At 45.9% G+C, this 15,068-nt stretch carries 11 protein-coding genes; 10 read left to right on the plus strand and 1 reads right to left on the minus strand.

The window, feature by feature from the left end; all coding sequences use genetic code 11:
• Positions 1-577: 577 nt before the first annotated feature.
• The 5 genes from H6F63_RS22900 to H6F63_RS29525 all read left to right on the plus strand — a co-directional run bounded on the left by H6F63_RS22900 (position 578) and on the right by H6F63_RS29525 (position 6,564).
• On the plus strand, positions 578-1,810 hold the full coding sequence (locus H6F63_RS22900) for a PEP-CTERM sorting domain-containing protein (protein WP_190639700.1): 1,233 nt from the start codon (positions 578-580) through the stop codon (positions 1,808-1,810).
• A 19-nt stretch (positions 1,811-1,829) separates the two neighbouring features.
• Positions 1,830-3,113, plus strand: coding sequence for a PEP-CTERM sorting domain-containing protein (locus H6F63_RS22905; protein WP_190639701.1), 1,284 nt, complete (start codon positions 1,830-1,832; stop codon positions 3,111-3,113).
• Between the two features lie 19 nt (positions 3,114-3,132).
• The gene (locus H6F63_RS22910; protein ID WP_190639702.1) at positions 3,133-4,425 is read left to right on the plus strand and encodes a choice-of-anchor tandem repeat NxxGxxAF-containing protein; all 1,293 of its coding nucleotides are present in this window, start codon (positions 3,133-3,135) and stop codon (positions 4,423-4,425) included.
• 38 nt (positions 4,426-4,463) lie between these two features.
• A complete protein-coding gene (locus H6F63_RS22915) occupies positions 4,464-5,762 on the plus strand; it encodes a choice-of-anchor tandem repeat NxxGxxAF-containing protein (RefSeq protein WP_190639703.1) in 1,299 nt (432 codons plus the stop codon).
• 64 nt (positions 5,763-5,826) lie between these two features.
• Positions 5,827-6,564: a PEP-CTERM sorting domain-containing protein gene (locus H6F63_RS29525; protein WP_199298223.1), complete on the plus strand. Its 738-nt coding sequence runs from the start codon at positions 5,827-5,829 to the stop codon at positions 6,562-6,564.
• Here the strand turns inward: H6F63_RS29525 and H6F63_RS22925 are convergent.
• Entirely contained in the window at positions 6,548-8,947 is a 2,400-nt protein-coding gene (locus H6F63_RS22925) for an ATP-dependent helicase (RefSeq protein ID WP_190639704.1), read from the minus strand. The two genes, H6F63_RS29525 and H6F63_RS22925, sit on opposite strands and share 17 nt — an antisense overlap.
• An 80-nt stretch (positions 8,948-9,027) precedes the next feature.
• Here H6F63_RS22925 and H6F63_RS22930 point away from each other — a divergent pair, with 80 nt between their 5' ends.
• The 5 genes from H6F63_RS22930 (at position 9,028) to H6F63_RS22950 (ending at position 15,061) form a co-directional block, all read left to right on the plus strand.
• On the plus strand, positions 9,028-10,809 hold the full coding sequence (locus H6F63_RS22930) for a glycosyltransferase family 39 protein (RefSeq protein WP_190639705.1): 1,782 nt from the start codon (positions 9,028-9,030) through the stop codon (positions 10,807-10,809).
• A 57-nt stretch (positions 10,810-10,866) separates the two neighbouring features.
• On the plus strand, positions 10,867-11,805 hold the full coding sequence (locus H6F63_RS22935; RefSeq protein ID WP_190639706.1) for an LD-carboxypeptidase: 939 nt from the start codon (positions 10,867-10,869) through the stop codon (positions 11,803-11,805).
• A 34-nt stretch (positions 11,806-11,839) separates the two neighbouring features.
• Positions 11,840-12,817 (plus strand): hypothetical protein, encoded by a 978-nt coding sequence (locus H6F63_RS22940; protein ID WP_190639707.1) that lies wholly within the window; start codon positions 11,840-11,842, stop codon positions 12,815-12,817.
• A 151-nt stretch (positions 12,818-12,968) separates the two neighbouring features.
• On the plus strand, positions 12,969-14,015 hold the full coding sequence (gene hemE, locus H6F63_RS22945) for a uroporphyrinogen decarboxylase (RefSeq protein WP_190639708.1): 1,047 nt from the start codon (positions 12,969-12,971) through the stop codon (positions 14,013-14,015).
• 68 nt (positions 14,016-14,083) lie between these two features.
• Positions 14,084-15,061, plus strand: a complete 978-nt coding sequence (locus H6F63_RS22950; protein WP_190639709.1) for an NAD(P)-dependent oxidoreductase — start codon at positions 14,084-14,086, stop codon at positions 15,059-15,061.
• Positions 15,062-15,068: the final 7 nt, after the last annotated feature.

Here is a 15,068-nt window from a genome sequence, read left to right on the forward strand (position 1 = left end):
AAAAATTTCTATAGTTATTTTGACGTATATCCTGAAATCAAGAGTGACACTTTGCACACCAGTTAGGTTTCACAGGAGCCATCGGCTACTTCCTCTGTGTGCCACCGCTTAAGAAAAGCTAACTTTCACGCATCTACCTTAAGTCCATACCTTACTCAGCTTTACTACAACTTCATATACTTTCAGTATAACCACTTAGAGCTAGATTTCCTCCCAGGTAAAGGCTTTGGTGTTTTTCTTTGCCTGGGTGGGCGTTTTAAAGTTTATTGTTTTGATAAAGATTCAGTATAACTACTAGCATTTCGTTTGAAGAATATGTGAAGATTCCATGATAATGCGAAGTAACCCTGAAAACAAATCACCGCAAGATTGTCAGAGTATCTAATTTCCGCAAAGATTTATAGCTTTTGTTGAACGCCAGAGATATACACGGTTTCTGTTGACACGAAAATTGTAGCGATCGCGCTTTGGAACATTTCTCATACAAACATCCAGCCTTCGGGAGGATGAATGTTTGCCTAATTGATTATTAGGAAACAATTGACGTTATTTACCTAAATGCAGGAGAAAAATAGCCATGAAATTACACTTGAGCCTTCCCGCAGCATTGATGGGATTATGCCTCAGTTTAGTAGTAACCGGAGAAGCACAAGCTGCCAGCTTCACCTTTACCAAGATTGCTGATAACAGCGGCTCGTTTAGCTCTTTTTTTGAAGCTCCCGTCATCAATAATCAAGGAACTGTCGCCTTCAGAACAAGCGAAGGAATTTTTACGGGAAATGGAGAAACAATTACTACCATTTCCAACACCACCGTTTCCTCGCAATCCGCCATTAGGGCCTTTAGTGATATCTCTATCAATGATGAAGGAAGCGTTGCCTTTAATGCTGATCTAGAGCCAATATTCATAATGACCGGCCCAGAAAGTGGCATTCAAATATTCAGGAAAGGCATTTTTACAAGCAACGGAACCACAACAAACATTATTAGGGAGTTGGCGACCGATGGACGTACCCGCGTTACCATCGATTCTCCATCAATCAATAATCAAGGAACTGTCGCCTTCTCATATAGCTTTTTAGGAACCTCTGAATCAGATGACAGCACAGTTGTGACAACGAATGGAACCACCACCACGACTATTGCCCGTGGTAAAGCTCCTAATGTCGATGACACTCTCGGTCTTTCCGTCGAGTCCAACTCGCTCAATGATCAAGGAATCGTGGCTTTCAGAAGAGGTTTAAGTGGGGGAGGTAGCGGAATTTTCACAGGCAATGGCACCACAACAACTACCATTGCCGACACCAACGGCATCTTTAGTAACGTTGGTGCTGCCTCCATCAACAACGAGGGAACAGTAGCCTTCAACGCTGACTTAGATGCCGGGGGAGAAGGCATCTTTACAGGCAACGGCACCACAACCAACACCATTGCCGATACTAGCGGCATCTTTAGCAACTTTGGTGCTGCCTCTATCAACGATGCAGGAATAGTAGCCTTTTTAGCGGGTCTAGATGCGGGAGGGACAGGTATCTTTACTGGCTCCAATCCTTTAACTGATAAGGTTATCAGCACTGGTGACACCTTATTTGGTTCCACCGTAACGTCGCTTGGCTTTTTCCGGGAAGGATTAAATAATCCCGGTCAGGTGGCGTTCTTTGCCAGCCTTGCTGATGGCACTACCGGCATTTTCCGTGCCGATCATCAGGGAGTGCCTGGCCAACCACCAAAAGATGTTCCGGAACCTGCTTCTATGTTAGGTTTACTGGCATTTGGTACTTTCGGTGCTTTTGTCAAGCGGCGCAAATAGAAATAAGAGAAAATTAGCCATGAAATTACACTTAAGCGCATCGACTGTAATCATGGGCTTGTGTTTGGGCTTCCTGGCAGCTGGAGAAGCACAAGCTGCCAGTTTCACTTTTACAAAGATTGCCGATACAAGTGGCTCGTTTGACAGTTTTCGTGGCGAAGGCATTGGTGGTTACGAGCCAATTTCTGCCGCTCCCGCTATCAATAATCAAGGAACAGTAGCCTTTTTTGCTGTTCTAGATGCGGGGGGTGAAGGTATATTCACAGGCAACGGTATCACAACTACTACTATTATCGATACCAACACTCCCTTTCCGGTCGAATCCGCTGAGTCTAGCTCCGGTTTTTTCGTTGACAACCTTGGTTCTTTCTCCATCAATGATGTAGGTAACGTGGCTTTTAGCGGTTATTTTGGAACTTCAGGAATTTTTACCAGCGAATTAAAAAACGTAATAGAGGGTGCGGTTGGAGATAGTTTTACGCGCGTTTATTCTCCTTCGATCAATAACGTCGGAACTGTAGCTTTCTTACAAACAATCTCAAGATTTAATGGGCTGACCAGGATTGTGACTGGTAAAGAATCGGTTGACGATTTTATTGCTTCTACACGTTTCTACACCGAACCAGTAGCTGTGGGTGTCTTTGAAAGCATCAGCACTCCTATGATTAATGATCAAGGAACTGTAGCCTTTAAAGCTGATGTATATCAGTCTGATAATGAAAGTGCTATAGCAAGTGGAATTTTCACAGGCAACGGCACAAGAGATGATGGAGAAATTATCACCAACACCATTGCTGACAGCAATGGTGCCTTTAACAGTTTTAGCGACCCCTCCATTAATAATTTAGGAACCGTAGCCTTTAGTGCTGTCCTAGATACGGGACGTAGCGGAGTTTTTACGGGCAACGGCACGACAACGACCACTATTGCCGATAGCAGGGGCGCTTTTAACAGCTTTTTTAGTACCCCCTCAATTAATGATTTTGGAACAGTAGCTTTTTTGGCAGGCTTAGATGCTGGAGGAAGTGGCATTTTCACTGGAAACAATCCTCTCAAAGATAAGGTAATTGTTACTGGTGACACCCTATTTGGTTCGACAGTGCAAGAGTTAAGTTTTTACCGAGAGGGGTTGAATAATTCCGGTCAGGTGGCGTTTTTTGCCAGTCTTGCTAATGGCACTGGCGGAATTTTTCGCGCCGATCCAATAGTAGTTGAACCACCAAAAGATGTTCCGGAACCTGCTTCCGGCTTAGGTTTACTGGCATTTGGTGCTTTGGGTGCTTTTGTCAAGCGGCGTAAATAGAAATAGGAGAAAAATAGCCATGAAATTACACTTGAGCCTTCCAGCAGCATTGATGGGTTTGTGTCTGGGGTTGCTAGGAACTGGAGAAGCACAAGCTGCCAGTTTCACTTTTACAAAGATTGCTGATACAAGTGGCTTTTTTGACAGTTTTCGTGGGGAAGGCATGGGTGATTACGAGCCAATTTTTGCCACTCCCGCTATCAATAATCAAGGCACCGTAGCTTTTTCGGCTTTTCTAGATGCAGGGGGTAAAGGTATCTTTACGGGCAACGGCACCACAACGACCAGCATTGCCAATACGAACAACCTTTTTGGCAGCCCCCCTGGCAGTCCAACGGTAGGCTATACTCTTAGTGAACTTGGTTCCTTCTCTATAAATGATGTAGGGAACGTAGCTTTTAGTGCTAATTTTGGAAGAACAGGAATTTTTACCAGCGAATTACAAAACGAAATAGAGGGTGCGGCTGGAGATAGTTTTACGCGCATTGATTATCCCTCGATCAATAACGTCGGAACTGTAGCTTTCTTACGAACAATCTCAAGGTTTAGTGGGCTGACCACAATTTTGACTGGTAAAGAATCGGTTGAGGGTGTTATTGCTTCCACCCGCTTCTATACCGAACCACCAGCTGCGGGTGTCTTTGAAAAGATTAGCGCGCCTATGATTAATGATCAAGGAACCGTAGTCTTTAGTGCTGACGTATATCAGTCTGATAGCTTCTATGATGACCTAAGTAGCGGCATTTTCACAGGCAACGGCACCAGAGATAATGGAGAAATTATCACCAACACCATTGCTGACAGCAATGGTGCCTTTAACAGTTTTAGCGACCCCTCCATTAATAATTCAGGAACCGTAGCCTTTAGTGCTGCCCTAGATACGGGAAGTAGGGGAGTTTTTACGGGCAACGGCACGACAACAACCACTATTGCCGATAGCAGTGGCGCTTTTAACAGCTTTGGTACTCCCTCAATTAATGATTTTGGAACAGTGGCTTTTTTGGCAGGCTTAGATACGGGAGGAAGTGGCATTTTCACTGGAAACAATCCTTTCAAAGATAAGGTAATTGTTACTGGTGACACCCTATTTGGTTCCACAGTGCAAGGGTTAAGTTTTTACCGAGAAGGGTTGAATAATTCCGGTCAGGTAGCGTTTTTTGCCAGTCTTGCTAATGGCACTAGCGGAATTTTTCGCGCCGATCCAATAGTAGTTGAACCGCCAAAAGATGTTCCGGAACCTGCTGGCTTGTTGGGTTTACTGGCTTTTGGTACTTTCGGTGCTACTTCAGTGATGAAACGCAAACAGAAATAGCAGATAAACAGTTACCTAATTGCTGGATAAAAATAGCCATGAAATTACACTTTAACATACCAGCAGCGTTGATGGGTTTGTGTCTGGGTTTGCTAGCAACTGGAGAAGCACAAGCTGCCAGTTTCAATTTTACAAAAATTGCTGACACCAACAGTTCTTTTAGCAGCTTTAGTAATAGTAACCCCAATGATAACTTCTTTGGTAGCCCTGCCCTTAATAATACAGGAACCGTCGCCTTTTATGCTGCACTAGATGTGGGTGGCGAAGGGATATTCACGAGCAACGGCACAACAACTACCACCGTTGTTGACACTAATAACAGCTATGGCAATCCTAGCGGAGAGCCTATATTTAATAGCTTTAGTTCCCTCTCCATTAATGACGCAAAAACCGTAGCCTTTTTTACTAAACTTCGCTCTAGTATATCTACTACATTAATTTTTAAGGGTGAGGATGAAACCAACTTTGAATTGGTTGTGATTGCTACCCCCCGAGAGGCCGTTTTCTTCCCCTCCATCAATAACGCTGGAACTGTAGCTTTCTTAGAAGAATTCACAGGAGTTTTCGTGCAAACCAGGATTCGTATAAGTAACGGAGGCTCTATTTCCAGCCGTTCCTGCGGCGGCGTTTTTTGCCAGCCCATTGCACCTGGTGTCTTTGAAAGCATTAGCATTCCTATGCTCAACGATGCCGGAACCGTAGCCTTTAGAGGGGGCGTATATCAGTCTGATAATGAAAGTGATATAGCAGGTGGAATTTTCACAGGCAACGATAACCCATTTGGCTCTGAGCCTATTATCACGACCATTGCTGATACTAGCGGCATTTTTAGCGGTTTTAGCGACCCCTCCATTAATAATTCAGGCAATGTAGCCTTTATTGCGGGTCTAGATACGGGAAGTATCGGAGTTTTTACGGGCAACGGCACAACAACAACCACCATTGCTGATAGCAGTGGCGCTTTTAACAACTTTTTTAGTACTCCCTCAATTAATGATTTTGGAACAGTAGCTTTTTTGGCAGGCTTAGATGCTGGAGGAAGTGGCATTTTCACTGGAAACAATCCTCTCAAAGATAAGGTAACTGTTACTGGTGACACCCTATTTGGTTCGACAGTGCAAGAGTTAAGTTTTTACCGAGAGGGATTGAATAATTCCGGTCAGGTGGCGTTTTTTGCCAGTCTTGCTAATGGCACTAGCGGGATTTTTCGCGCCGATCCAATAGTAGTTGAACCGCCAAAAGATGTTCCGGAGCCTGCTGGCTTTTTGGGGTTATGGGCGGTTGGTGTATGGAGTGCAACTTCAGCACTAAAGCGCAAACAGAAACAGCCTTCTTAACGGCTGATGGTATGCGATCGCATTGCACTTTTATCAACTTATAACTTTTGGAGAAATAACTCGTATGGCTACCTTAAGAAAAACATTTTCAGCCTTAACCTTCAGCACAATCTGCTCAGTTTCTTTATCTACGCTGATGGCACCTGAAAGTGTGCAGGCTGCTACATTGACCAAATTAACTTTCGATGAGCTACCGACTCAACCAGTAGATGATTTAAGTTTTAAGGGAGTCACCTTTGATTTCAAGGTAGATGGAATAGACTCAACTGCTGCCACCTACAATGTTGTAAGAACTTGGGATCTATCAGAAATAGGAGGTCTCCCGCCAGGAACTCTACTCTATAATTTGGATTTATCACCCCCCGTCTTAGCAACCGATGCCCCTGGTATCCTTACACTTGATTTCACCATGCCGACGGCAGAACTTATGTTCGACGTGGCAAGGCTAGTGAGTTTTCTTGAGCCTATGCCTACATTTACTATTGAACTCTTTAATGAGGCGTTAAGTTCTATTAGCATCCAGCAGGTGATTCTGGATGAAGACACAATCGGCATTATTTTCCCCTCTCCGATAAGAGCGGCTGTTGTGGGTAAAACTTTTGCCTATAGCGGAACTTCAGTAAAACGGGCAGTTATAGATTTCAGTAACACAGGTTCAGTTGGATTTGACAACCTAACTTATCAAGTTGCCACTCAAACCACTCCGGTTCCCGAACCTGCTTCAGTGTTGGGTTTATTAGCCTTTGGTGCTTTGGGTGCAACGAAAGTAATGAAGCGCAAGCAAATTAACTCCGCATCCTAGATAAGGTGACTACCGATTTCGGAAACTGACTCTTCAGCGCGGGTATGACTGGGCAAGGTTTTTTCTCCTGTAAGCTGTCTTGATGGCTCCAGTTGAAGGTGTTCCAGCGGAAAGGGCCTTTTTGGGAGGCGGACATCCAGAGTAGGCGCTTTGCCCGTGTCATGGCTACATAGAGGAGGCGGAATTCTTCTGCGGCTTTGAGTTGTCCTGCTTGTTCCCAGGCGAGGGGTGCTACTGGCGGTACTTGACCGTGGAGATGGGCGCGAATTTGCGCCCTAGCTACTTCTGCTAAGGTAAAATCACCCAAAAACTGGGCAGCTGTTGGCACCCAAGGACTACCAGGAATGCTATCCTCGTGCAGAAACGGGATAAACACGTAATCCCAATCTAGCCCTTTGGCTTTGTGCATGGTGATGATGGTGACTTGACCGGAACGGATATAACGAGCGTCTGTGTCTTCCGTTTCTACGGGTTCAAATCGTTCCGAGTTCACAATTTCGCTCAGTACCTCTAGTGTGGCGCTCATGGAACTGTTGCCAGAGGTAGCGATCGCAATTCGTTCTGCTAATTTATCTGCTGTGGCTAGCTCGGATTGGCCATATTTTAAGGTTAGCGCCAGGAAAGTTGGCAGTTGGTACTGGGGGAGTTCTAGGCGGGCGCGAAGTAAACTGCGACAGTAACGCGCCGCCTGCTGCACTGGTGGTGTCTGTGCTGGGTCGAGGGGGCCTGGATAGAGAAATTGCTCTGGGAAGGTGGCGAGGGCGTTCAGATCTTGGGTGGGAATTAGTTCGCGTTTGACGAGGACTTCTAGTGCGGCTTTTAAGTAGTCTGGGGAATGAGGGCGGTCGAGAAATTGCAGCATGGCGAGGATTTCAGCGGGAACGCGGGAGTGGCGATCGCTTTCTCCTACCTCGAACACTTTAATATCGTGCTGACGTTCCAGATAATCTAGTTTCTCTTTAACAAATCGGGCTTGCCGATTTTCCCGCACCAAAACAGCTGCCCGACTATTTGGGGTTTTCCCAAATAATTCAATAACTCGCTCTCCAATTAACTCAACTGTATGGTAAACATCGCGGGGACTATAAATTTCCAGTCCCCGACCTGTGGCGCTAGGATTGGCATCAGTCTGCGGATCGTCTGCATCAACGGGGCGAATTTCTTGCTCACGAAACGGGAGTTCGGCTGTTGGTTGTTTGTTGTCTCTTGTTCGTTGTCGGTTGACTGCTGCCGATTGTTGATTCACCCAGCCTAGAACAAAGTTAGCGGCGGCGATGATAATAGGGGTACTACGACCAGCTCGATCCATTGTTGCCAAGCGGTTGAGGTGCTGACAATCTTCGCAGAACCGCCGGAAATAAATGGGGTCGGCTGGGGTGAAGGTGGAGTTGATGGCTTGGTTAGGATCTCCTACCCGCACCAAATTAAGATTGTAGAGACGGGATACATTGCTCTGGTTTGAATCTAAGGCGGTTGGGTAATCTGTAGTAGCGAGAATTTCTAACAGCTGACTCTGGAGGGGGCTGGAGTCTTGGGCTTCGTCTTCAAAGACGGCAAAAACTTGATTCTGCCACAATTGGCGGGCGCTGTCGTTTTTCAGTACGCGCAGTGCGCCTAAAATCATTTCGTCGTAGTCGATTAAGTCACGCGATCGCAATAATGCTTGATACTGCTCGTACAATCCAGCTGCTACGCTCAAAATCCCATAATCATCCGGTGTCTGCCTTGCCAATGCCCACAAATCTTGCGGCAAGAGACCAGAACTTTTCGCTTCGTGAATCACTGTGTTGGCGATGCTAGGCAGCACCTCAGTCCGTAAAACTGCCTGACGGCGCAACCGCTCAGTTTCTTCCCCATCAAATTGAATGCCCTCTAGCAGCGTCCCGTAACGCCCATGATTAGCAGAAATCCATCGCTCTACACAGTCTCGAATTAACCGATGACTTTGGTTGGGAGAAACCACCGTCGCCGTTTCCAAATTCAAACCCGATAACTCTGGATGGCGAGTGGCAATATTCAGCGCCAAACCGTGTAAAGTATGGACAATAAAGCCTGTTTGTGGTAGCAGTAAATCTTCCCGGAGACACTGACGAATTTTCGCTTTGATATTAGCAGCAGCAGAGCGGGTAAAGGTGACGATGACTAAATAGCGTCGCGTATGCAGCTGTTCGCGAGCAATCGCTAAAGCAGCTGCTACTGCCATCCCCGTTGATTTACCTGCGCCAGGGACAGCAGAAACCGCCAACGGCCCAGAACGCCAGTCAGCCATGCTTTGCTGCCCTTCCCGCAGCCCATCGCGGAGTCGCAGCATCGCCTCTTCCCGCACAGGTGCAATAGACGGCTGGGGTGTACCATCGGGTGAAATTAGATTATCGTCGTTCATGGAAGGATGGCTAATGGCTAATGGCTAATGGCTGATGGCTTTTGAACAAGCGAGCAATTAGCAATGGACAACGGACAAAAATGAATCAATCTATTAATTTCTTTCTACATTATTTAGCGCTGGCTGCGGTAATTGGTGTGGGAGCTGCTTTGCGGTTTTGGCATCTCGACCTGAAACCTCTTTGGTTGGATGAGGTAATTACGGCGTTATTTAGCTTGGGACGCACCTATGATGACGTACCGCTAAATGTAGCTTTTCCCCTCTCAACATTAGAGCAAATTTTCACGCTTAACCCAGAAGTCACATGGTCGGAAATTGCACAAACACTTGCTACTCAGTCTACCCATCCTCCCTTATTTTTTTGCTTAATGCACAGCTGGCTTTCCTGGTTAAACTCAGTTGATGCCGATGCTTTAAAGTCGTGGGTGTGGGCTGTGCGATCGCTTCCAGCAATATTTGGAGTAATTGCGATCGCGGCAATTTACTGGCTGGGTAGCGTTGCTTTCTCCAGAACCACTGGTTTAATTACCGCCGCTATAATGGCTGTTTCCCCTTTTGGAGTTTACCTTTCCCAAGAGGCAAGACACTATACTTTGCCAGTATTACTAATTACCTTAGCTCTTTTAGGATTAATTCAAATCCAGCAAAACCGGGAAAAGGGTATTTCAACACAAGTCCTTGTTTGTCTAGCCTGGGGAATATTTAACAGCATTGGTTTCTACGTCCACTACTTTTTTATCCTCGCTTTCATCGCCCAAATCTTCGCCCTTATTTTCATGCAAGTTACAAGGCTTCATGGGATATCCCCAACTTCCTTTAACGATGGGCGCGGCAAAACTAAGAATATAAGACTTTTATTTTTACCTCTTGCCTTTGCTTGCTTGCCTTTTTTATTCTATCTGCCGTGGTTGCAAGTTTTAATGGCACATTTCAACCGCCCAGAAACCAGTTGGCTACCTTCTCCACATAATATTGCTCCCCTATATCAAACTCTTGCTGGCTGGCTGGTGATGGTGGTTTCTCTACCAGTAGAAAACCAACCTCTCTGGATTGCAGTTACAAATGGACTGCTGATGCTTCTATTTGGTGTTTGGCTCTTAAAATACGTTATTTTTGATGCTTTCAGGGTAAAGTCAAAATTTATTCCCAATATAAGTCGTTATTGGGCAATTTTAACTTTTGTTATTTTCAGCCTGTGTGTGCTGCTCCAATTCTTCGCTGTTATCTACCTTTTGGACAAAGATATCACTATTGCTCCTCGTTATAACTTTGTTTATTATCCCGCTATGTGCGCTATTTTGGGAGCTATTTTTACTATTCATCTGAGCAAGGTAAAAATTAAAAAGGCAACCGGATATAGAAACGCGAATGGCTTCTTTACATTTTACTTTTTAGTTTCCTTTATAAGTTGTGTGTTTGTGGTTTTTAACCTAACCTTTCAAAAACCCTTCAACCCGCAGCGAGTCGCCCAGAACATGAACATAGAACCTGATGCTGGTTTGATGGTTGTGGTGGGATACGAAAGTTCTCAGGATGTAGCGTTGGGATTAAGCTTTGCACTAGCACTCGACAAACTACGGACACCTAATATAGATGCTTTAGAGTCGAAGCGATCGCTTGAAAATGAAAAAGCGTATTTTGCTTTCTTAGACAGAAAAACTGGTTATGATAACGTTTGGCAAGAGGTGTCTGTGCTCCAAACTCCCTTAGAAAAACCGCTCAACTTGTGGGTGGTTGCCCCTGGACTCAAGCGGAGGGATTATCCCCAAGATTTAGCCCTTTCTGATAAATACACTTGTAATATTGAGCAAACTGAACATTATCGGATCGGGGTTCCGTATCAACTGTATCGGTGTCGTTAGTTCTTATGTTTATTCGGTGATTAAAACAGTTTTTTTCGGAGTCTAGGCATCCCAATTATGAATCTTTGCTCTTTGCCACCAGCCCTACAACCAGGGGATTTGCTACGAGTAATTGCCCCCAGTGGTGCAATGCGTGAAGTTGAGGCGTTTGAAAAGGGTGTGGAGATATGGCGATCGCGTGGGTATCAAGTAAAAGTAGATGATAATGTGAGCGATCGCTATGGCTACCTTGCTGGAACAGATGAGAACCGTCGTCGCCAGTTGCGAGAAGCATGGCATGACCCAGAATGTAAGGGTATCCTTTGTGCTAGAGGTGGTTACGGTAGTGCCAGATTATTAGAAGATTGGACTTGGCAAGCCAGGGACAAGCAAGTCCCAATCCCCAATCCCCAATCCCCAATCCCCAATCCCAAGTGGTTAATCGGCTTTTCTGACGTTACAGGCTTGCTATGGAGTCTTAGCAAGGAGGGGATTGCAGGCGTTCATGGGCCGCTGTTGACGACGATTGCAGCTGAGCCTGAGTGGTCAAAACAGCGACTATTTGACTTGGTGGAAGGGCGTTCTGTAGAACCTTTGAAAGGTACAGGTTGGGGTGGTGGCCAAGCGAGTGGCATTTTGCTACCAGCAAATCTGACAGTAGCGACGCATTTTTTAAACACACCGATACAACCTGAACTTGATGGCGTTATTTTGGCACTGGAAGATGTGACTGAAGTTCCTTACCGCATCGACAGATTGCTGACCCAATGGCGACTTTCTGGTGCTTTTAAGAAAGTCCGAGGAATTGCTTTGGGACGCTTTAGCCGATGTGAGGCTCCGCCTAATATTCCTAGTTTGACAATTGAGGAAGTTTTGCGCGATCGCTTGTCTCTTCTCAACATTCCGATTGTCTCCGATCTCCCTTTTGGTCACGATGGTTGCAACGCAGCTCTACCTATAGGAATACTCGGTTTACTAGACGCAGACGAAGGCATTTTAAGCCTACGATCCCAGTAAGAAGAAGTTTTGCTTAATGGGAGATGACAAAATAATGTCCGGTAAGTTTTTCCAAACACTCGCGACAACCTTTGCTGTCACGGGTTTGATGCTATCAAGCGTCCCGAATATATCGTCTTTAGCAGCAACCCCACTGAAGAATGATCAAAGCGTAACTGGGGTGATCCGTCCTATTTCTCCCACATTTCGCTATATAAACACAGCTAGGAGAGGTAATCCGGTTGAGATAGGATTTGGTGAAGAATACACTCTTAACGCCAAACAAGGTGACACAATCCAAGTCTCAGTTGGAACTGATAACCGCACTAATCTCCAGCCAGTGTTAGTTCTGTTTTCTTCAGAAGATGGCAGACAAGTTGCTTTTGAAGATAGAAGCAATACGCTGCGATATCAAGTGCCAACAAGTGGAGAATATAGACTATTTGTGTTGGGACAAAATAACTCTAAAGGTAGGTATACGCTTTCACTGTCAGGAATTACAGAAACTGCGGCTACTCAAACTCCAACTACTCAACCTACAGCCACAGATCCTCGAAGACAGGTTTGGCAAAATGAGTATGGTTTAAGAACTTTAGATAACTGTCCTGAAAACAAAAATTCTTTGGTCGCTGTCACTTTCCGGGAATATGGTCAAACGTATACGTACTGTGCCAATCCCAACCGCTTTGTCAAAGCAGGGGAGTATAACTATGACATTAGCAGTGGTGAGTTAAAGCCGAGAACGGTTGCGACTCAAAACCCAACTACTCAAGCCACAGTCACAGATACCAGAAAACAACGCCTACAAAACGAGTTTGGATTGACAGTTATGGACAATTGTCCGGCTGCAAGGACTTCTTTAGTTGTCGTGTCTTATCTCGAAGGCGGACAAACGTATACGTACTGTGCCAATCCCAACCGCGTTTTCCCCGCAGGCGAGTACAGCTATAACCCCAACTCTCGCACCCTAGAAGCTGCTAGAAAACAGCAGCAATGCACGGTGGAAATCGGTGGCGTCTGCTTGGTTAGGTAAAAAAAGGGGGATTAGCTGCTAGTCTGTCAAAGGCTAGTGGCGAATAGAGAGTTTAGATTTTGGGTTGTCGAGAGCGGAAATAGTCTAAACGTCCATCCGACAGTGATAAGCTAAACGAATGTGTTTAATAAAGTCTTTAGGTGAAGTTTAGATGACCGTTGCAACCCAAGTACCGTATCTGCTGCGGGCAGCTCGTGGAGAAGTTTTAGACCGTCCGCCAGTGTGGATGATGCGGCAGGCGGGTAGATATATGAAAGCTTATCGGGATTTAAGAGATAAGTATCCTGCGTTCCGCGATCGCTCTGAAAAAGCAGAACTCGCTATCGAAATCTCGCTACAACCGTTTCGCGCCTTTGAGCCAGACGGGGTAATTTTATTTTCCGATATCTTAACCCCCCTGCCAGGACTCGGTATTCCCTTTGATATCATCGAAAGTCGTGGCCCAGTAATCGATCCGCCCATCCGCTCTTTGGAGCAAATCGATAAACTGCATCCCCTGGAACCTGAGGAATCTCTGCCTTTCATCCGCGAAATTTTGCAAACTTTGCGTCAAGAAGTCGGTAATAAGGCAACTGTGTTGGGTTTTGTCGGTGCGCCTTGGACGCTGGCGGCCTATGCAATTGAAGGCAAAAGCTCGAAAGATTACACGATTATCAAGAGCATGGCTTTCACAGAGCCAGCAATGCTGCATAAATTTTTGGGGAAATTAGCAGACTCAATTGCTACTTACGTCCGCTACCAAATCGACTGCGGCGCTCAAGTTGTCCAGATGTTCGACTCTTGGGCGGGGCAACTCAGTCCTCAAGACTACGAAAGTTTTGCTTTACCATATCAGCAGCAAGTTGTCAAGCAGGTGAAGGCAACTCATCCAGATACCCCACTGATCCTATACATTAATGGCAGTGCTGGGATACTTGAGAGGATGGCACAATCCGGCGTAGATATCGTCAGCGTAGACTGGACGGTGGATATGGCTCAAGCAAGGGCAAGACTTGGCTCTGATATGGGAGTGCAGGGAAATATGGATCCGTGCGCCTTATTTGGCTCGAAAGAGTTCATACGCGATCGCATTTTAGACACGATTCGCAAAGCTGGGAAAAAAGGTCATATCATGAACCTCGGTCACGGAGTTTTACCCAGCACCCCCGAAGAAAACGTGGCATTCTTCTTTGAAACTGCCAAATCAGCTAAGAGCTAATAGCTAAGAGCTAAGAGCTTCACGATTAGCTCTTAGCTCTTAAGCAACTTACTAATGACTAACCCCTTATGACCCCGAAGCGGATTTTGGTGACTGGTGCGAGTGGCTGTATTGGTCACTACATTAGCGAAAGCCTGATTCAAAACACAGAACACGAGCTGTATCTGCTGGTCAGAAACCCAGATAAACTGGGAATTGACTACGAAGCAAGACCGGGCGTTACCATCCTGCACTATGACCTGCGAGAAGTTGAGCGAATAGGCGATTTGCTCAAGACAATGGATGTTGCAGTTTTGGCAGCTACCGCTTGGGGCGGGTCGCAAGAGGTGTTTGATGTTAACGTTATCAAAACCATCCGGTTGTTGAACCTGCTTAACCCAGCAGTGTGCCAACAAGTAATTTACTTTTCCACCGCCAGCGTCCTCGACCGTTCCAACGAACCACTCAAGGAAGCATCACAACTGGGGACAGACTATATCCGTTCTAAGTATGACTGCTTGCAGCGGTTATCGAAACTAGCGATCGCACCCCGCATCACTACCCTGTTTCCCACCCTGGTACTCGGAGGAGATACCAACAAACCTTACTCCCATCTTTCCTCCGGTTTGCCAGGAGTAGCCAAGTGGATAGACATGATTCGCTTTTTCAAAGCTGATGGCAGCTTCCACTTTATCCATGCGCGGGATATTGCGACTGTGGTGCAATACCTCATCGAGCATCCCCCAAAACCTGGAGAACCGCGACAGTTAGTTTTGGGACAGGAAGCGCTGACGGCAAATCAAGCCGTAGAAGAAGTCTGCGCCTATTTGGATAAAAAGATTTATTTCCGCGTGCCTTTGACTCTCTCACTTGCCGATTTATTGATCGTCTTGTTCCGAATTCAGATGGCACCTTGGGATCGATTTTGCTTGCGCTACCGTAATTTCACCTACCAAGATCCCATAAATCCGACTACCTTTGGTCTGCCGAATTACTGCGCCACCTTCACCGAGGTGCTGAAAATTAGCGGAGTCGAGAGAAAACCGCCCGCAATTAAAGGTGAGTAGACACTCA

Origin of the sequence: Trichocoleus sp. FACHB-40 (assembly GCF_014695915.1) — a bacterium.
Classification (GTDB): Bacteria; Cyanobacteriota; Cyanobacteriia; order Cyanobacteriales; family FACHB-T130; genus Funiculus; species Funiculus sociatus.